Source organism: Aestuariibius insulae, assembly GCF_040783535.2.
GTDB lineage: Bacteria > Pseudomonadota > Alphaproteobacteria > Rhodobacterales > Rhodobacteraceae > Aestuariibius > Aestuariibius insulae.
Genome location: NZ_JBFONW020000006.1, coordinates 165,079 through 180,610 on the forward strand (window position 1 = coordinate 165,079; position 15,532 = coordinate 180,610).

The window sequence follows — 15,532 nt, forward strand, 5'->3', positions numbered from 1 at the left end:
CCCTAGACCGCGTTTGGCAAAGGACGGCCTTCCCAAAAAGCTTTGAGGTTCTCGACGGCCATGAGACCCATCGCCTCGCGGACTTCGAGCGTCGCGGTGCCAAGGTGAGGCAGCAGGACGATGTTCTCCATGGCGAGAAGGGGCTCGGGGACCTTCGGCTCAAATTCGTAGACGTCGAGACCGGCGCCCGCGATCTGACCGGTTTGCAGCGCAAGGATGAGGGCGGCTTCATCAACGATGTCGCCGCGCGCGACGTTGATGAGGACGGCCCCCGGCTTCATTGTGGCCAGAAGGTCGGCGTTGATCATGTGATGAGTGTCGGGCGTGGCGGGCACCGCGACCAGAAGAACGTCGGCGACCTTCGCGACCTCTTCGGCGGTCGCGAGCTGGCGCATCCGGGCGCCTGCGCCTTTGCGCGACCGATTGTGGAAGACGACATCCATCCCGAATCCATACACTGCGCGTTTGGCGACCGCTTGCCCGATCCGTCCCATCCCGATGATGCCGAGCGTCTTACCGCCCAGATGCAGGCCAAGCATCTGTGTCGGATGCCAACCCTCCCACCGACCGGAGCGCACAAGGCGCTCCCCCTCCCCGCCGCGACGGCAGGTCATCAGGATCAGCATCATCGCGATATCTGCAGTCGCATCTGTCACGGCGCCCGGCGTATTGGTCACAACGACCTCGGCGGCGCGGGCGGCTTCGACGTCGATATGGTTATAGCCGACCCCGAAATTGGCGAGGATGTCGCAGCGCGCGCCTTCCGCGAAGGCTTTGGCGCTGAAGGCATCGCCCAGGGTCGGAAGGATCGCGTCATAGACCTGAAGCGCGGCCTTGGCGCCGGTCTCGGTCAGAGGCTCGATCTCTTCGCGGACGGTGAGGTCGATATCGTGCGGGATCGCCGCGAGAACCCGGTCGGGCAGCGCGCGGGTGACAAGAAGTTTCGTCAATGCATCCGTCCTCCGAGGGGAACGTCCTGATCGGGCGAGATCAGGACGACATCGCCCGACTTGTCCGGCAGGCCGAGGACTAGCACTTCGGAGCGGAACTTACCGATCTGGCGGGGCGGAAAGTTGACGACGGCCATGACCTGTCGCCCGACCAGTGTGCCCGGATCATAATGTGCCGTGATCTGGGCTGAGCTTTTCCGCTCTCCGATCTCTTCGCCGAAATCGATCCAGAGCTTGATCGCGGGTTTGCGCGCCTCTGGATAGGGTTCGGCTTTGACAACGCGCCCGACCCGGATGTCGACCTTGAGGAAGTCATCGAAGGAGATCTCACCCATGGCTCAGCTCCCGCGAGCGGTCGGCGGCGGCGGCAACGGTGCGTTGCATCAAAGGCGGCAGGCCATCGGTCTGGTCCATCAGGACGTCGAGGCCCGCCTGCGTCGTGCCGCCAGGAGAGGTCACATCGACCCGAAGTTGGGAGACATCCTTGCCCGAGGCAAGCGCCAGAGCGCCCGCTCCGGCAACGGTGACCTGCGCAAGTTCTGCGGCCAGTACCTCGGGGAGACCCTGTGCCATGCCGGCGGCGGTCAGCGCCTCGATCATGTGGAATACATAGGCGGGGCCGGACCCACTAACGCCGGTAACGGCATCCATCTGATCCTCACTCTCGAGCCGGACAACACCGCCGACGGCCTGCAATAGCGCCTCCGCCCGGCTGAGGTCGTCCAGGCTGCACCGGTCATTCCCGATCATTGCCGTGATCCCCTGGCCGATGGCTGCGGGTGTGTTGGGCATGGCGCGTACGATCGGTGTTTCGGCTCCGAAGATGCGTTCATAAAGGCGAAGCGGGGTGCCTGCGGCCACCGAGATCACCAACGTCTTGCCACCTCCAAGTGAGGAGACCGCAGGCAGGGCCTCGTTCATCATCTGGGGTTTGACTGCGATAATGAGAACCGCTGGATCCTCCGGCGCTGTTTCGCCCACAGTGACGCCTGTCGCGCGGAGCTCGTCCGAAGGAGCGGGATCGATCACCCGGACGGCAGAGGCCGGAAGCCCGCCTGCGAGCCAGCCGGACAGCATGGCCAGTCCCATCTTGCCGCCGCCCAGCAGAACCAGCCCCCGGTCAGCAATATCGTCCATGTTCATTTGATCGAGCCCCGTGCGTTCAGTCGCCGGGACAAGGTTTAGGCGCGGCCGTAGGCCTCTGCAATGGCGACCTGAATCGCATCCGCAGGCGCCCGCTCGCCCCAAGTCACGAGCTGGAATGCGGGATAGAAGCGCTCAGCGCTCATGACGGCGCAATTGATCATCGTGTCGATCTGATCGGGCCCGGCAATCTGATCGCCAGCAAGAACGAGCCCGTAGCGGTAGACCATGAGCTTGTTGGCTTCCCAATAGGTGAAGGCCCCGGCCCAGCAGCGATCATTGACGATATTGAGCGCCTCGTAGAGCTGCGGCAGTCGCTCGTCCGGCGGCTCCATCTCAAAGGTGCAGATCAAACGGAGCGTTTCGTCAAACGAGGACCAGGCGAGCGTGATCGAATAAGTGCGCCATTGTCCTTCGACCGCCATGGCGATCTGATCATCGGCGATGCGTTCGAACTCCCAGTCGTGGTGTTCGGCGATGTGCTCGACAAGGTCGATGGGGTGAATGTCGTCGGCTTCGATGAACTGCTCGGACAGCGCCATGATGGCCTCCTGATATGCTTGCGCGGGATCCGCTTCGGGACCCACCAGCGCTAGGTGCCTGTTCAAGGATCGGGGTGTTTTCCCTCTTTCCTCACAAGATATGGTGGTCAGGCCATGACCGCCTGTAAAGGCATTTCTTGTGGAAAAGTAGAATTAGATGGGGGTGCTTTGGGAAACCGCCGTAAAAACAATCGCTTCGGCGGTCCGCCAGATCGCGCGGGGCGCGGTCCGGGCGCCATTTGGCGCGCCGGATGACACAAAAGATTAACGAAAAAGCCTTATTTCTTCGGCTTTTTTGTCTCCAGAGCCGCGATGCGCGCTTCGAGAGCCGCGTTTTCCTCGCGCGCCTTCTGCGCCATTGCCCGAACCGCTTCGAACTCTTCACGCGTAACGAAGTCCCGATCGGCCAGCCATCGGTCGATCATCCCCTTCATGGCGGTTTCAGCCTCGCCGCGCGCGCCTTGGGCCACGCCCATCGCGTTTGTCATCAGCTGAGAGATGTCGTCAAAGATCTTGTTGCGGGTCTGCATGTCGTCGCTCCGTCCTGGGTTGCCTCTTATATGGGGCCCCCGGGTCCGTCTCTCAAGGTTGACTTCACCATCGGCCCTCGGCACGACAGGCGGCGATGTTAGCCGCGATCTCCTTCCCCACTGTCTCTCCGGACTTGTTCTCGCTTGAGATCTTCGGCTGGACATTCGCTCTCAAATGGTACGCTCTCGCTTATATCGTAGGTATCCTGCTGGGCTGGCGACTGACGGTGATAGCTGTGCGTCGTCCCCAGATCTGGGGGGCGGACGGGCCGCCGATGACCTCCGAGCATCTGGACGATCTTCTGACCTGGATGATCCTAGGAATCATCGCCGGAGGTCGCCTTGGCTACGTCCTGTTCTATCAGCCCGGCTATTACCTCGCTAATCCGCTGGAGATACCGGCCGTCTGGCAGGGCGGCATGGCCTTTCACGGCGGATTTCTGGGAGTTTGCGTCGCCCTTGTCGCCTTCACGCGCAGGCACGGGATCCCGCTTTTGTCATCGGCCGATCTGATCGCGCTGGCCGCGCCGCCTGCCCTGTTGTTGGGACGGATCGCAAATTTCATCAATGCCGAGTTATGGGGGCGTCCCACCGATCTGCCATGGGGCGTGATCTTCCCAGGCGAGGCGGCACAAAGCTGTCCCGGCCCCGTCGGGTTGGTCGACGGTCTATGCGTGCGGCATCCTTCCCAGCTTTACGAGGCCGCTCTCGAAGGGCTGGTCCTTTTGGTTCTGTTGGTCTGGCTGGCCTTCCGGTCGGGCGCGCTCCGGCATCCGGGGCGGATCACCGGGATTTTCCTTCTGGGCTACGGGATCAGCCGCTTCCTTGTGGAATTCGTGCGACAGCCCGATGCGCAGTTCCAGTCGCCCGGCAACCCGCTAGGTCTGGCGCTGCATATCGATGGCATCGGGCTGACTATGGGACAGCTTCTGACGATCCCAATGATCATGGCAGGGCTTGGTCTGATCCTGCTCGGGAAGCGATTGCATACCGCGCTCGGGTGACACCTTTGGAGCGCCATATCCGGACCCGGCTGACGCTCGATGGGCCGATGACGATCGCAGATTATATGGCGCTTTGCCTGGGACACCCCGATCACGGGTATTACATGGCGCACGATCCGTTCGGAGCGGCGGGAGATTTCACGACCGCCCCCGAAATCAGCCAGATGTTCGGGGAATTGCTTGGTCTTGCGCTGGCGCAGGCCTGGCTCGATCAGGGAGGAGGCCCGGCGGCCTTGGTAGAGCTTGGGCCGGGACGCGGGACGCTAATGGCGGATGCGCTGAGAGCGACCGCTGCCGTGCCCGGTTTCCACGAAGCTTTGTCGGTTCATCTGGTCGAGATGTCGCCGCATCTGCGGACGGTTCAACGCAAGACGCTGGCTGGATGGGACATCGTCTTTCACGACGATGTCACGACCCTTCCCGAGCTACCGCTTCTCGTGGTTGCGAATGAATTCTTCGACGCGCTGCCGATCCGGCAATTCCTTCGGCAGCATGACGGGTGGTCCGAGCGGCTTTTGATGCTTAAAGACAACGCGCTCTCCTTTGCGTTCACCGAACCGCGTCCTGTTCCGGATCTGGACTGGAGACTTGCGGATATGGAGGTGGGACAGATCGTCGAGATGTCTGCCACGGGTCCTGCGATCATGGGAGCGATCGCGGAGAAGATCGCAGCCTTTGGCGGGGCTGCGCTGATGTTCGATTATGGAGATGCGCCGTCGCGCGGCGATACGCTTCAAGCCCTCTACAAGCAGCAGCCGAACGATCCGCTGGCGCATCCGGGAAAGGCGGATTTGACGGCGCATGTCGACTTCGGCCCGCTCGCTGAGGTGGCGGAGGAAGCAGGGCTTCGAGTTCAGGGGCCTGTTGCGCAGGGCGTCTTTCTCGAACGGCTTGGAATCACGGACCGTGCGCAGATGCTTGCCCGAAACCTTGATGATGCGGCGCTCAAAAGCCACATCGCTGCGCATCGGCGCTTGACCCATCCGGGCGAAATGGGACACCTCTTTAAGGGCCTGGGCCTTACCCCCCCCGGTGCACCGCCGCTTCCCGGATTCGATCCATGACGCTCGATATCATCACGGCTCCTTCCCTGTCGCCTGTCCGGCACGGCTTCTTCGGTCGCGCTGGAGGTGCCTCGTCGGGTGTCTTTGAAGGGCTGAACTGCGGCTATGGATCGTCGGATCAGCACGAGATCGTTGCGATCAACCGCAGCCGGGCCGCAGCCGCGATGGATCGACCCGCGAGTGCGCTGACCGGTGTGCATCAGGTTCACTCCGCCGATATCGTAACCGTTGAGCGGCCAGGACAGCCCATGGGGAAGGCTGATGGCATGGTTACCTCCATGCGGGGAATCGTTCTCTCCGTCCTCGCCGCCGATTGCCAGCCGGTTCTCTTTGCCGATCACGAGGCCGGAGTGATCGGGGCGACCCATGCGGGCTGGCGCGGCGCGCTTTCAGGCGCGCTTGAGGCGACGCTCGATGCGATGGAGACGATTGGGGCAGAGCGCGGACGGATTGCGGCGGTCATTGGACCCGCCATCAGTCAGCGCGCCTATGAAGTCGGGCCGGACTTTCTTGAGACGTTTCTAGTCGAAGATGAGAGTTACGGCCGCTTTTTTGCCGAGGGTAAAGGAGACCGTCTGCATTTCGATCTCCCGGGTTTTGGCATGCACAAATTGCGCGAGGCCGGTATCGGTGATGCCGACTGGACGCGTCATTGCACCTATTCGGATCCGGCGCGGTTTTTCAGCTACCGTCGCAGCGTCCACAATAAAGAGGCGGATTACGGCCGCCTGATCTCGACCATTTGCCTTTGACAAAAATACGGAAGACCTGCCGCGAAATTTGACCGGTACGACCTTCCCGCCGTCGCAGTCTGGCCCTTTTCCATCCGGATAACGAGGATGTTGTCACGAGGAGTTCGACATGGCCCCGTCCCGTCGCTGGATCACACGCCTTACCGAAGAGGCCACTGAAACGCTGCCCGCCTTTCCATGGGCGCGAGGGTCCAGGCGCGCAGAATTCATCTGCAACCGGCAGGCTCAGGAAAGCAACCAGAAGGATGCGGTTAACGGCTGACCCTGGTGTGGCGCCGATTCCCGGAGGAAACGACGGGCAAAATTGGGGCTAGAATATGTCATTTTTGACAACATTCGTTTCTGGATAGGGCGTAATTTTTCCCGGCAGGGCCGATTATCCCCTCTTGGGCATTAATACATGAAGGGTTTGACAGACCTACCGAAAGCGCATCACGGTGCGCCGACACGAATGACGACCAGTCCTTCTGATGTTGTCGGTGGGGGCCGACAGACGATGTGACCAACCGTAAGGTGATCGCATGACGACCAATGCCCCTCCGCCGTCTCTTCCGCGGACATTTGACGATATGGATGCGGCCAACCTGATCGAGGCCCGCCGGGATCCCGCTCCTCTTGAGCGTGTTCGTCCGCTAATGCGCAAATACGAGGTGTCCTACCTCACGCAGGCCGGGCATGTGGCGGGTCTTGCGCGGATCGCGCCTGCCTTGCCCGCATTCGAGATGGCCTTTGCCAGTCTTGCCCGAGGCACTCTGATCCAGACAGAGCGAACGCCGGTCGCTGTTGAGGATCTTCTTCCGGGCGACCGCGTGGCGACGGCTGATAACAAAATCGAGCCAATTCATTGGATCGGTTCGATCACGTTGGTGCCGAATACCGGCGTTCAGCGCGCCGAGATGAGCACGCTGACGCGGATTACGCAGGACAGTATCGGGTTGTCCCGCCCCTCCCCCGATCTGATGCTCGGCCCTTATGCGCGACTGCTGCACCGCAATCTGGCTGGAACCATCGGACAGCTTGTCAGCGCCCGGGATCGGATCGATGGCTTTGATATCGTCGAGATTACTCCGCCGACGCCAGTTCGGATCTTTCAGATCGGCTTTGCCCGTCACGAAGCTGTAGTCGCCAATGGGGTAGCAGTCGAAGCCTTGCATCCTGGCGATCCAGCCGCGCTTGGCCTCGAAGGGGAAATGAAGTCGATCTATCTTGGACTGTTCCCCCATCTCGCCCGGCTGGACGATATGGGACCGCTGCGCTGGTCGCGCCCTAAGTTGGCGGAAGACATATTCTAAGTCAGGCGTTGCGGGCCAGCCGCTCTTCCAGGACATCAAACGGGACGCCCGGAATGTCCTTCGCGCCCCGGATCACAAGAGAGGTCTTCACACTCGCCACGTTCTCGGCACGCAGCAGCTCCTCGGTGAGGAAGGTCTGGAACGACGAAAGATCGGGGGCGACGCATTTCAGGATGAAGTCCACCTCTCCGTTCAACATGTGACATTCTCGGACGAGCGGCCAGTTGCGGCATTTCTCTTCGAACGCGGACAGATCGCTCTCCGCCTGGCTTTGCAGGCCGACCATCGCGAAGACCAGAACCTCAAAACCCAGTTCCCGCGCATCGACATCCGCATGGTAGCCCAGAATGAATCCTTGCTCTTCCAACGTCCGGACCCGCCTGAGGCACGGCGGCGCGGAGATTCCCACACGTTTGGCCAACTCGACATTTGTCATGCGCCCGTCAGCCTGCAGCTCTGAGAGGATCATTCGGTCTATTTCATCAAGCTTCGCGCCTGGCATGGTTTTTCCTTACAAGAACATGCGCTTACATAGGCATGAGTGGCGAGTTACGCAATAATATTTCAAACTCGAGCAACAAAACGAAACGCAGCGTTGCGCTTGAGCGCTCTTTCAACGGACTGGATCGGCGTCTATATCAAGGATCTGATCTGGAAAAGGGGACCTCTCGCGATGGCGGATACGCGCAAAGCAAAAGTGCTGATCATCGGTTCCGGACCGGCGGGATACACCGCTGCGGTTTATGCCTCGCGCGCCATGCTGGAGCCTATTCTGGTGCAGGGTCTTGAGCCGGGCGGCCAGTTGACGACGACGACGGATGTGGAGAACTGGCCAGGCGAGGCCTCGATCCAAGGACCTGATCTGATGGTCAATATGGAGACACATGCCCGCGAGATGGGAACCGAGATCATCTCGGACATCATTACCTCGGTAGATATGTCCCGGCGTCCCTTCGTCGCGCAAAGTGACAGCGGCACGGTCTACGAAGCGCAAGCCGTAATCTTGTGCACCGGCGCTCGCGCGAAGTGGCTGGGCCTGCCATCCGAAGATGCATTCAAGGGATTCGGAGTATCGGCTTGCGCCACATGCGACGGGTTTTTCTATCGCGGACAGGAGATCGTCGTCGTGGGCGGCGGCAACACGGCAGTAGAAGAAGCGCTGTTTCTCACGAACTTTGCTTCGAAGGTCACGCTTGTTCATCGCCGGGACGAACTGCGTGCAGAAGCGATTCTGCAGGACCGCCTTTTCAAGAACCCCAAGATCGAAACGCTGTGGTTCCACCAGGTAGAGGAGATCTTTGGCTCCGATACGCCAAAGGGCGTGGAGGGTGTGCGCGTCAAACACACCAAGACAGGCGAGATCACCGAGATCCCTGCAAAGGGTATCTTCATCGCGATCGGCCACGCGCCGGCGAACGAGTTGGTGAAGGACACGCTTGAGACGCATATGGGCGGCTATGTCGTGACCAAGCCCGATTCGACCGAGACATCGATCCCCGGGATCTTTGCGGCAGGTGATCTGACCGATCACAAATATCGGCAAGCCGTGACGTCTGCGGGTATGGGCTGTATGGCCGCGTTGGAGGCGGAACGGTTCCTCGCAGAGGTCGGAGAAGCGGTTCGCGACGAGGTGTCGGAGCCGATGGGATACGGCGCGGAAACCGCCGCCGAGTAGCCCTTTGCGCATCGGCAGCTATTCGTTCGCTGCAAAGCAGAAATTCGCTTAGCCATCTTGCACGGTCCGGCATTGCCAGTTTAGGCAACGCGGAACCCCGCCTCGTTTCAAGAGAGTTTTTTCATGCAGACGCCCAACCTTGTTCCTATCCCCGAACTCTATGTCTCGTATGACAGCGCTCAGAAGCTGAAGGTCGAAGCAGGCGAGTTGACCTCGCACGATCTGTCGCCGCGCCAGATTTGCGATCTGGAGCTGCTTATGAATGGAGGCTTTAATCCCCTAAAAGGCTTTCTGACCGAAGAGGATTACAACGGCGTCATTGAGAATATGCGTTTAGCGGATGGCAGCCTTTGGCCGATGCCGATCACACTCGATGTGTCGGAAGACTTTGCCGAGAAGATCGAGATTGGGCAGGATATCGCATTGCGCGATCAGGAAGGCGTGATCCTTGCCACGATGACCGTGACCGACCGTTGGACGCCAGACAAGGCTAAGGAGGCTGAGCATGTCTTCGGTGCCGACGATCTGGCGCATCCGGCTGTGAACTACCTGCACAACTCCGCTGGACAGGTCTATCTTGGCGGTCCGGTAACGGGCATCCAGCAACCGATTCATTATGATTTCCGTGCGCGGCGAGACACTCCGAACGAGCTTCGTGCCTACTTCCGCAAGCTGGGCTGGCGCCGTGTGGTGGCCTTTCAAACGCGCAACCCGCTTCACCGTGCGCATCAGGAACTCACCTTCCGCGCCGCCAAAGAGGCGCAAGCCAACCTTCTGATCCATCCGGTCGTTGGCATGACCAAGCCCGGCGACATTGATCACTTTACCCGCGTGCGCTGTTACGAGGCCGTGCTCGATCAGTATCCGCAGGCCACGACTACGATGAGCTTGCTGAACCTCGCCATGCGCATGGCTGGCCCGCGCGAGGCGGTCTGGCACGGGCTTATCCGTAAAAACCACGGCTGCACTCATTTCATCGTTGGCCGCGATCATGCCGGTCCCGGCAAGAACTCCGCCGGGGAGGACTTCTACGGTCCTTATGATGCGCAAGAGCTCTTTCGGAAACATCAGGACGAAATCGGCATCGAGATGGTCGATTTCAAACACATGGTTTTTGTTCAGGATCGCGCCCAGTACGAGCCTGCGGACGAGGTCGAGGACGGCGCGACGGTTCTCAACATTTCGGGCACCGAATTGCGCCGCCGCCTTGCCGAAGGGCTCGACATTCCCGAATGGTTCTCCTTCCCGGCGGTGGTTGAGGAGCTGCGTAAATCGAGGCCGCCTCGTGCTCAGCAAGGCTTCACCGTGTTTTTTACCGGCTTTTCTGGATCCGGCAAATCAACGGTGGCCAATGCGCTGATGGTTAAGTTGATGGAGATGGGCGGTCGTCCGGTGACGCTTCTGGACGGGGATATCGTCCGCAAGAACCTGTCATCCGAGCTTGGCTTTTCGAAGGAGCACCGGGACCTCAACATCCGCCGGATCGGCTATGTTGCCTCCGAGATCACCAAAAACGGCGGTATCGCAATTTGCGCACCGATCGCGCCTTATGCCTCGACCCGGCGAGCCGTCCGAGAAGATATCGAACAGTTCGGCGCGTTCATCGAAGTGCACGTTGCCACCTCTATCGAAGAGTGCGAACGCCGCGACCGCAAAGGGCTTTATAAATTGGCGCGTGAAGGGAAGATCAAGGAATTCACGGGAATATCAGATCCTTACGATGTTCCGGCCAATCCGGAATTGCGGCTGGAGACAGAGAAGGTGGAAGTAGATAACTGCGCACACCAGGTTCTGCTCAAGCTTGAATCCATGGGACTGATCGCAGCCTAACTAAAAAAGTTAAAATTGTTTAGGTTTAAGAGAACCTTTTTGACCATTTCCGCGTTGCCCTACAGTGGCGATTTGGAGCGAGGCAGTGTTGGGCATCGAGGGAAAGCGAGTACTCGTCGTTGAAGACGAGATGCTGATTGCAATGGATCTGGCAATGATCCTTGCAGAGGAGGGTATCGAAGTGATCGGTCCCTGCACTAATGTCGATGATGCCTTGCAGGCGGCGCGGGAGAGCAAACCAGACGCGGCCTTGCTGGATGTTGATCTTCACGGAAAGCCGGTCTTTCCGGTAGCAGATGCACTTGTTGAGACAGGCGTCCCAATTATCTTCCACACTGGACGAGGTGAGCTCGACCAGCTTCGGGCCGCCTATAACAGTGCACCTGTCTTGGCAAAGCCATCGGACCCGAAGACCGTCATCAAGCAACTCGACGAGATGCTCGACACCTAGATTCCCGACAAAACAAGACGAGCAATCAGCCCGGTCAATGCACAGTGACCGGGCTCATGTCGTGCTGACGCGCCAGAACGAAAGCGAGTTTACGGTTGGCGACGAGGGCCAATTGCTCTCCGCTTGAGTTGTGAACCGCGTAAATTTCATCCATGTCGCCTGCCTGATCGCGAACGTCATCAGGCAAGTCAGCGACAGCAACAGCCTTCACATAGACCAAATTGTCCCCAAAGGAGCTTGAATCATGCTTGATAGCCATTACGCAGTCCTCCGGATCTCAATCGTCTGAATAACGCGGTCGGGGACGGCGCGGTTCAAATCAACGTGGAGCAGGCCGTTTTCCAAAGCCGCCTCGCCAACATCGACCCCATCGGCAAGAACGAAGCTTCGTTGAAACTGCCGGGCGGCGATCCCGCGATGTAGAAAGACCCGTCCATCGCTGTCATCATCCTGGCGCCCGCGGATGACGAGCTGCCGATCTTCGACCGTGATTGACAGATCGCCTTCGGTGAAGCCAGCAACAGCGAGCGTGATGCGATAGGATGTCTCTGACGTCTGTTCAATATTGTAGGGGGGATAACCCTCGTTCCCTGTCTTCGCGGTCCGTTCAACCAGCCGTTCGAGCTGCTCGAAGCCGAGAAGGAAGGGATGGGCTCCCAAAGTCAGTTTGCTCATTCATGTGTCCTCAAAATCAAGCGACATATCCAATCGGCCCCAACATGCGGCAACCGATCGATCTACAATAAAATATGGGAAAGGACAGCCAATCCTGCAAGAGGCCGCTGGGATTGTCGCCTCAAAGTGCTTATCTTCCATACAGACCTGTGGAAGAAATGACTGTGCATCACAATCCGCCCGAAAAAATGGCCAAGGAAGAGGTTCTCCGCATTGAGCTGGAGGTTCTGCGCGAGGAGCATCGTGATCTCGACGCGTCGATCGAAGCGCTTCAGGAAAAGGGCATGGGTGATCAATTGACGCTCCAGCGCCTGAAGCGGAAGAAGCTTGCGCTCAAGGATGAGATTGCCCGGCTGGAGGATCAGATCACGCCTGACATCATCGCCTGATTGCCACCGCGCCGCGCCTAGCTATAGTCCGCGGCTCAGGCAGCGACGGGAGACATTCCATGCCCGAAGTCGGTATCATTATGGGCAGTCAATCCGATTGGCCTACGCTCGAAAAAGCGGCGGTCCAGCTTACCGAGCTTGAGGTGGATCACGAGACACGCATCGTGTCGGCCCACCGAACGCCGGATCGCCTTTGGAGTTATGGAACCGAAGCTGCGTCCCGCGGGATCAAGGTCATCATCGCGGGCGCTGGAGGGGCGGCGCATTTGCCGGGTATGATTGCCTCGAAAACAACACTACCTGTCATCGGCGTGCCGATCCAGACACGAGCGCTTCAGGGGATCGACAGCCTTTATTCCATCGTTCAGATGCCACGCGGTTACCCGGTCGGAACGATGGCGATCGGAGGCGCAGAGAATGCGGCGCTGTATGCAGCCCAGATCCTGGCGCTTGGTGATCCAGCTTTAGCGCAGCGTCTGATGGATTGGCGGTCCGCGCTGACCGCATCGATCCCGGAGAGCCCGGAATGACCCTACCGCCCGGCGCCATGATCGGGATCCTCGGAGGAGGTCAGTTGGGCCGGATGCTGGCAGCCGCCGCTGCCCGGCTCGGCTTTGAAGCGCATATCTTCGACCCAGCAACCGATGCTCCCGCTGGCGCGACAGCGCGTTGGCATACCGCCGCGGCCTACGATGACAAGGCGGCGCTGAGTGCGTTTGCCGAAGCCTGTGACGTGGTCACCTACGAATTCGAGAACATTCCCGTGGCGGCGCTTGATTGCATCGAAGCATTTGCCCTGATCCGCCCCGGTCGCCAAGCACTCGCGACGTCTGGCGACCGGTTAACGGAAAAGACCTTTCTGACCGATTTAGAGCTCAAGACGGCCCCCTTTGCCCCGGTTGAAGACATGGCATCTCTGACAAAGGCGGTAGAAGCGATCGGCTATCCTGCCCGACTCAAGACCCGAACGCTTGGATATGATGGAAAGGGGCAGGCGACGATCGATGGCCCGGGCGAATTGAAAGACGCTCTAGCCCAGCTTCAAGACGCGCCTGCAATCCTCGAAGGTCATATCGCCTTTACCCGCGAGATCTCGGTCATCGCGGCCAGATCTGTCGATGGCTCGGTCGCTTGCTATGATCCCGGGGAAAATGTGCATCGCGGCGGTATCCTGCATAACACGACCGTTCCCGCCCGGATCAGGCCGGCCTTGCGAACGGATGCGGTCCTGTTGGCAGCCCGGATCCTCGAAGCGCTGGATTATGTCGGAGTGCTTGGGGTCGAACTTTTCGTGACGCCCGATGGTCTTCTCGTCAACGAGATTGCGCCCCGTGTCCACAATTCAGGGCACTGGACACAACTAGGCTGCGCCATCGATCAATTCGAGCAGCATATCCGCGCCATCACAGGCCTGCCGCTTGGACCCGGTACGCGGCATTCAGATGTCACGATGGAGAACCTCATCGGAGACGATATCACCCGGCTTCCCGATCTTGCGGCAGAAAACACGCAGATCCACCTCTATGGCAAGGCAGAGCCTCGTCCGGGCCGGAAAATGGGTCATATCAACAGGCTGGTTTAGCCCGACTGATGTCTTTGCCTTTGAAATATCCCGGGGGTCCGGGGGCTGGCCCCCGGTCCGGTCCTTTCAATCAAAACCGGTCAGCAAATCGGCGAGCGTCAGATCGGGATCGAACTGCCCCTCCGCGAGAAATGCTTTCACTTGCGCAATGACGAGCGAATTGTTCATCAGGAATGTATGGCTGACCGGCAGCGTGATATGATCGCGCATCCCCTCCAATCGGGTTGAGGCCACCGAGACCTTGCCGTCGTCCGCTCCCGGCAAAATCATGGACGTGACCGGGTTGAGCGACCGGTTCCCAGCAATCACTCCAAGCTCGAAACGCGCGCCAGGAAGGCTCTCGGGCAGAGCGTGAGGCCCCGTGCCGAGTTGCAGGCCGGCCGGTCCATTGGCCCAGACGAACGGGGCCAGTGTCCCCCATGCATCGACCAGCTCGGAGCCCGCATTCGGGGGGCCGAGCATGACGACGCGGCCGATCTTGTCTGTTTCTCCTGCCGCGAGCCAGCTTCTCAGGAGGATGCCGCCCATGGAGTGGCTGACGATATGTGCGCGTTCCCCACATTCGCTCAGTGCTTCGGGAAGAACGGCGGCGGCCAGCTCTTCGACGGGTGCCTGAGTGGAAGGATAGGAAGGGACGACGACCCGGTAGCCGTCCTGTTCCAGAGCCCATGCCATGACTGTCATCGAGCCGGGTCCGCGGGCCAACCCGTGCAGAAGGATGACGCAGTCTGCCCGCGCGATGCTTGCCGAGAGGCATAGGCAAAGGATGATGATCCAACGTTTCATGACCGCCGCTCCCCGACTGACAGAAGAACCCCTCCGAGAACCAAGGCACCGGCTATGACAAGCCGTGCGCTGGGATCTTCGCTGAGGAAGAGGAACCCCCCTGCAGCGGCCAGGACCGGCACGGTCAGCTGCGCGACCGCTGCTCGACTTGGCCCCAGCTGCGGCAGAACGCGATACCAAAGCGCGTATCCAAGCCCGGACGTCACGGCCCCCGACAGGATGGCGAGCACGAGCCCCGGCCCCGTCATACCATCCTGGACCAGGGCCCAGGCAATCAGCGCGAACGGCACGGTCCAAACGAAGTTTGCCGCCGTAAGGTTAAGCGGATCCACCGCCCCCCGACCCGCCAGCGAGTAGACCCCCCACCCCAAAGCGGCGATCATCATCAAAAGCCCTCCGAGACCCGGCGAAGCGGCCTGGCCCGGCCAGAGCAGCCAAACCAAGCCGCCCATCGCGATGGCAGCTCCGGCCCAGCGTCGGGGCGGGATCCGCTCCTTTAGTATCAACGCGCCTGCAAACATCGTCACTTGAACCCCTCCGAAGAGGATCAAGGCGCCTGTTCCAGCATCCAGCGTGATATAGGCAAAAGAGAAACCCAGAACATAGAGCGTCAAAGATCCTGCTCCGATAGGGGACAGGATCAGCTTGCCGCCACGCGCCACGGTAAGCGCTCCCAGCACGACAGCGCCGGAGGCAACCCGCACGGCCGCGAAGGCACCCGGGCCTGCAAGATCGCCATCGAGCGCCACCCGGTTCAGCACCGAGTTGGCAGCGAATGCTATCATCGTGAGCGTCGTCAGTGAGATCAGTGGCCAGAGGCGCGATATCGCAGCGGCTTGCGTCATCCCTTAGGACAGATCACGATTA

General features: G+C 60.1%; 21 protein-coding genes. 11 read left to right on the top strand and 10 right to left on the bottom strand.

The genetic code is table 11. The annotated features are described in order from the left end of the window. Positions 1 to 2: 2 nt before the first annotated feature. The 5 genes from AAD018_RS16575 to AAD018_RS16595 form a co-directional block, all read right to left on the bottom strand. Positions 3 to 950, bottom strand: coding sequence for a 2-hydroxyacid dehydrogenase (locus tag AAD018_RS16575; protein WP_367315729.1), 948 nt, complete (start codon positions 948 to 950; stop codon positions 3 to 5). Next, the gene (locus tag AAD018_RS16580; RefSeq protein WP_367315728.1) at positions 947 to 1,285 is read right to left on the bottom strand and encodes a tRNA-binding protein; all 339 of its coding nucleotides are present in this window, start codon (positions 1,283 to 1,285) and stop codon (positions 947 to 949) included. The genes AAD018_RS16575 and AAD018_RS16580 overlap by 4 nt, the downstream gene beginning before the upstream one ends. After that, positions 1,278 to 2,093: a pyrroline-5-carboxylate reductase gene (gene proC, locus AAD018_RS16585; RefSeq protein WP_367315727.1), complete on the bottom strand. Its 816-nt coding sequence runs from the start codon at positions 2,091 to 2,093 to the stop codon at positions 1,278 to 1,280. Before proC ends, AAD018_RS16580 begins: the two co-directional genes overlap by 8 nt. A gap of 38 nt (positions 2,094 to 2,131) precedes the next feature. Further along, positions 2,132 to 2,635 carry a type III secretion system chaperone family protein gene (locus AAD018_RS16590; RefSeq protein WP_367315726.1) on the bottom strand — a complete coding sequence of 168 codons (504 nt, stop codon included), beginning with the start codon at positions 2,633 to 2,635 and terminating at the stop codon, positions 2,132 to 2,134. A gap of 278 nt (positions 2,636 to 2,913) precedes the next feature. Further along, entirely contained in the window at positions 2,914 to 3,165 is a 252-nt protein-coding gene (locus AAD018_RS16595; protein WP_367315725.1) for an accessory factor UbiK family protein, read from the bottom strand. A gap of 95 nt (positions 3,166 to 3,260) precedes the next feature. On the opposite strand from AAD018_RS16595, the gene lgt reads away from it, so the two are divergent. From lgt to AAD018_RS16620, 5 genes are all read left to right on the top strand, one after another. Further along, positions 3,261 to 4,169, top strand: a complete 909-nt coding sequence (gene lgt, locus AAD018_RS16600) for a prolipoprotein diacylglyceryl transferase (RefSeq protein WP_367315724.1) — start codon at positions 3,261 to 3,263, stop codon at positions 4,167 to 4,169. After that, the gene (locus AAD018_RS16605) at positions 4,166 to 5,233 is read left to right on the top strand and encodes a class I SAM-dependent methyltransferase (RefSeq protein WP_367315723.1); all 1,068 of its coding nucleotides are present in this window, start codon (positions 4,166 to 4,168) and stop codon (positions 5,231 to 5,233) included. Before lgt ends, AAD018_RS16605 begins: the two co-directional genes overlap by 4 nt. Next, positions 5,230 to 5,985, top strand: coding sequence for a peptidoglycan editing factor PgeF (gene pgeF, locus AAD018_RS16610; protein ID WP_367315722.1), 756 nt, complete (start codon positions 5,230 to 5,232; stop codon positions 5,983 to 5,985). Before AAD018_RS16605 ends, pgeF begins: the two co-directional genes overlap by 4 nt. A gap of 109 nt (positions 5,986 to 6,094) precedes the next feature. Beyond that, positions 6,095 to 6,247 carry a hypothetical protein gene (locus AAD018_RS16615; protein WP_367315721.1) on the top strand — a complete coding sequence of 51 codons (153 nt, stop codon included), beginning with the start codon at positions 6,095 to 6,097 and terminating at the stop codon, positions 6,245 to 6,247. A 259-nt stretch (positions 6,248 to 6,506) separates the two neighbouring features. Then, a complete protein-coding gene (locus AAD018_RS16620) occupies positions 6,507 to 7,277 on the top strand; it encodes a Hint domain-containing protein (protein ID WP_367315720.1) in 771 nt (256 codons plus the stop codon). Between the two features lies 1 nt (position 7,278). Here the strand turns inward: AAD018_RS16620 and AAD018_RS16625 are convergent, their stop codons facing one another. Then, complete coding sequence (locus tag AAD018_RS16625; protein WP_367315719.1) at positions 7,279 to 7,779, bottom strand: Lrp/AsnC family transcriptional regulator; 501 nt, start codon at positions 7,777 to 7,779, stop codon at positions 7,279 to 7,281. Between the two features lie 171 nt (positions 7,780 to 7,950). Here AAD018_RS16625 and trxB point away from each other — a divergent pair, with 171 nt between their 5' ends. The 3 genes from trxB to AAD018_RS16640 all read left to right on the top strand — a co-directional run bounded on the left by trxB (position 7,951) and on the right by AAD018_RS16640 (position 11,233). After that, positions 7,951 to 8,952, top strand: coding sequence for a thioredoxin-disulfide reductase (trxB, locus tag AAD018_RS16630; RefSeq protein ID WP_367315895.1), 1,002 nt, complete (start codon positions 7,951 to 7,953; stop codon positions 8,950 to 8,952). Positions 8,953 to 9,075: 123 nt separating this feature from the next. Further along, complete coding sequence (locus AAD018_RS16635) at positions 9,076 to 10,782, top strand: bifunctional sulfate adenylyltransferase/adenylylsulfate kinase (protein ID WP_367315718.1); 1,707 nt, start codon at positions 9,076 to 9,078, stop codon at positions 10,780 to 10,782. Between the two features lie 64 nt (positions 10,783 to 10,846). Then, on the top strand, positions 10,847 to 11,233 hold the full coding sequence (locus tag AAD018_RS16640; protein WP_412005305.1) for a response regulator: 387 nt from the start codon (positions 10,847 to 10,849) through the stop codon (positions 11,231 to 11,233). A gap of 34 nt (positions 11,234 to 11,267) precedes the next feature. Here AAD018_RS16640 and AAD018_RS16645 read toward each other — a convergent pair whose 3' ends face one another. Next, the gene (locus AAD018_RS16645; RefSeq protein ID WP_367315716.1) at positions 11,268 to 11,492 is read right to left on the bottom strand and encodes a DUF1150 family protein; all 225 of its coding nucleotides are present in this window, start codon (positions 11,490 to 11,492) and stop codon (positions 11,268 to 11,270) included. Continuing rightward, complete coding sequence (locus tag AAD018_RS16650; RefSeq protein ID WP_367315715.1) at positions 11,492 to 11,908, bottom strand: Hsp20 family protein; 417 nt, start codon at positions 11,906 to 11,908, stop codon at positions 11,492 to 11,494. Before AAD018_RS16650 ends, AAD018_RS16645 begins: the two co-directional genes overlap by 1 nt. Before the next feature lie 158 nt (positions 11,909 to 12,066). Between AAD018_RS16650 and AAD018_RS16655 the strand changes: the two genes are divergently transcribed. From AAD018_RS16655 to AAD018_RS16665, 3 genes are read left to right on the top strand one after another with little or no spacing between them, the layout of a single operon-like run. Next, positions 12,067 to 12,297 carry a YdcH family protein gene (locus AAD018_RS16655; protein WP_412005306.1) on the top strand — a complete coding sequence of 77 codons (231 nt, stop codon included), beginning with the start codon at positions 12,067 to 12,069 and terminating at the stop codon, positions 12,295 to 12,297. Between the two features lie 59 nt (positions 12,298 to 12,356). Continuing rightward, positions 12,357 to 12,827: a 5-(carboxyamino)imidazole ribonucleotide mutase gene (purE, locus tag AAD018_RS16660; protein ID WP_367315714.1), complete on the top strand. Its 471-nt coding sequence runs from the start codon at positions 12,357 to 12,359 to the stop codon at positions 12,825 to 12,827. Then, positions 12,824 to 13,879 carry a 5-(carboxyamino)imidazole ribonucleotide synthase gene (locus AAD018_RS16665; protein WP_367315713.1) on the top strand — a complete coding sequence of 352 codons (1,056 nt, stop codon included), beginning with the start codon at positions 12,824 to 12,826 and terminating at the stop codon, positions 13,877 to 13,879. The genes purE and AAD018_RS16665 overlap by 4 nt, the downstream gene beginning before the upstream one ends. 66 nt (positions 13,880 to 13,945) lie before the next feature. Here AAD018_RS16665 and AAD018_RS16670 read toward each other — a convergent pair whose 3' ends face one another. Both AAD018_RS16670 and AAD018_RS16675 read right to left on the bottom strand, forming a co-directional pair. Then, entirely contained in the window at positions 13,946 to 14,665 is a 720-nt protein-coding gene (locus AAD018_RS16670; RefSeq protein WP_367315712.1) for an esterase/lipase family protein, read from the bottom strand. Continuing rightward, a complete protein-coding gene (locus tag AAD018_RS16675; RefSeq protein WP_412005307.1) occupies positions 14,662 to 15,510 on the bottom strand; it encodes a DMT family transporter in 849 nt (282 codons plus the stop codon). The genes AAD018_RS16670 and AAD018_RS16675 overlap by 4 nt, the downstream gene beginning before the upstream one ends. Between the last annotated feature and the right edge of the window lie 22 nt (positions 15,511 to 15,532).

What these genes read in the sequence shown, in the direction of transcription:
- AAD018_RS16675 (WP_412005307.1), bottom strand. Translation starts at nt 15,510, where the DNA reads ATGACGCAAGCCGCTGCGATATCGCGCCTCTGGCCACTGATCTCACTG.
- AAD018_RS16650 (WP_367315715.1), bottom strand. Translation starts at nt 11,908, where the DNA reads ATGAGCAAACTGACTTTGGGAGCCCATCCCTTCCTTCTCGGCTTCGAG.
- AAD018_RS16645 (WP_367315716.1), bottom strand. Translation starts at nt 11,492, where the DNA reads ATGGCTATCAAGCATGATTCAAGCTCCTTTGGGGACAATTTGGTCTAT.
- pgeF (WP_367315722.1), top strand. Translation starts at nt 5,230, where the DNA reads ATGACGCTCGATATCATCACGGCTCCTTCCCTGTCGCCTGTCCGGCAC.
- AAD018_RS16625 (WP_367315719.1), bottom strand. Translation starts at nt 7,779, where the DNA reads ATGCCAGGCGCGAAGCTTGATGAAATAGACCGAATGATCCTCTCAGAG.
- AAD018_RS16670 (WP_367315712.1), bottom strand. Translation starts at nt 14,665, where the DNA reads ATGAAACGTTGGATCATCATCCTTTGCCTATGCCTCTCGGCAAGCATC.
- AAD018_RS16655 (WP_412005306.1), top strand. Translation starts at nt 12,067, where the DNA reads ATGACTGTGCATCACAATCCGCCCGAAAAAATGGCCAAGGAAGAGGTT.
- AAD018_RS16590 (WP_367315726.1), bottom strand. Translation starts at nt 2,635, where the DNA reads ATGGCGCTGTCCGAGCAGTTCATCGAAGCCGACGACATTCACCCCATC.
- AAD018_RS16620 (WP_367315720.1), top strand. Translation starts at nt 6,507, where the DNA reads ATGACGACCAATGCCCCTCCGCCGTCTCTTCCGCGGACATTTGACGAT.
- purE (WP_367315714.1), top strand. Translation starts at nt 12,357, where the DNA reads ATGCCCGAAGTCGGTATCATTATGGGCAGTCAATCCGATTGGCCTACG.
- proC (WP_367315727.1), bottom strand. Translation starts at nt 2,093, where the DNA reads ATGAACATGGACGATATTGCTGACCGGGGGCTGGTTCTGCTGGGCGGC.
- trxB (WP_367315895.1), top strand. Translation starts at nt 7,951, where the DNA reads ATGGCGGATACGCGCAAAGCAAAAGTGCTGATCATCGGTTCCGGACCG.
- AAD018_RS16615 (WP_367315721.1), top strand. Translation starts at nt 6,095, where the DNA reads ATGGCCCCGTCCCGTCGCTGGATCACACGCCTTACCGAAGAGGCCACT.
- AAD018_RS16665 (WP_367315713.1), top strand. Translation starts at nt 12,824, where the DNA reads ATGACCCTACCGCCCGGCGCCATGATCGGGATCCTCGGAGGAGGTCAG.
- AAD018_RS16595 (WP_367315725.1), bottom strand. Translation starts at nt 3,165, where the DNA reads ATGCAGACCCGCAACAAGATCTTTGACGACATCTCTCAGCTGATGACA.
- AAD018_RS16635 (WP_367315718.1), top strand. Translation starts at nt 9,076, where the DNA reads ATGCAGACGCCCAACCTTGTTCCTATCCCCGAACTCTATGTCTCGTAT.
- AAD018_RS16580 (WP_367315728.1), bottom strand. Translation starts at nt 1,285, where the DNA reads ATGGGTGAGATCTCCTTCGATGACTTCCTCAAGGTCGACATCCGGGTC.
- lgt (WP_367315724.1), top strand. Translation starts at nt 3,261, where the DNA reads ATGTTAGCCGCGATCTCCTTCCCCACTGTCTCTCCGGACTTGTTCTCG.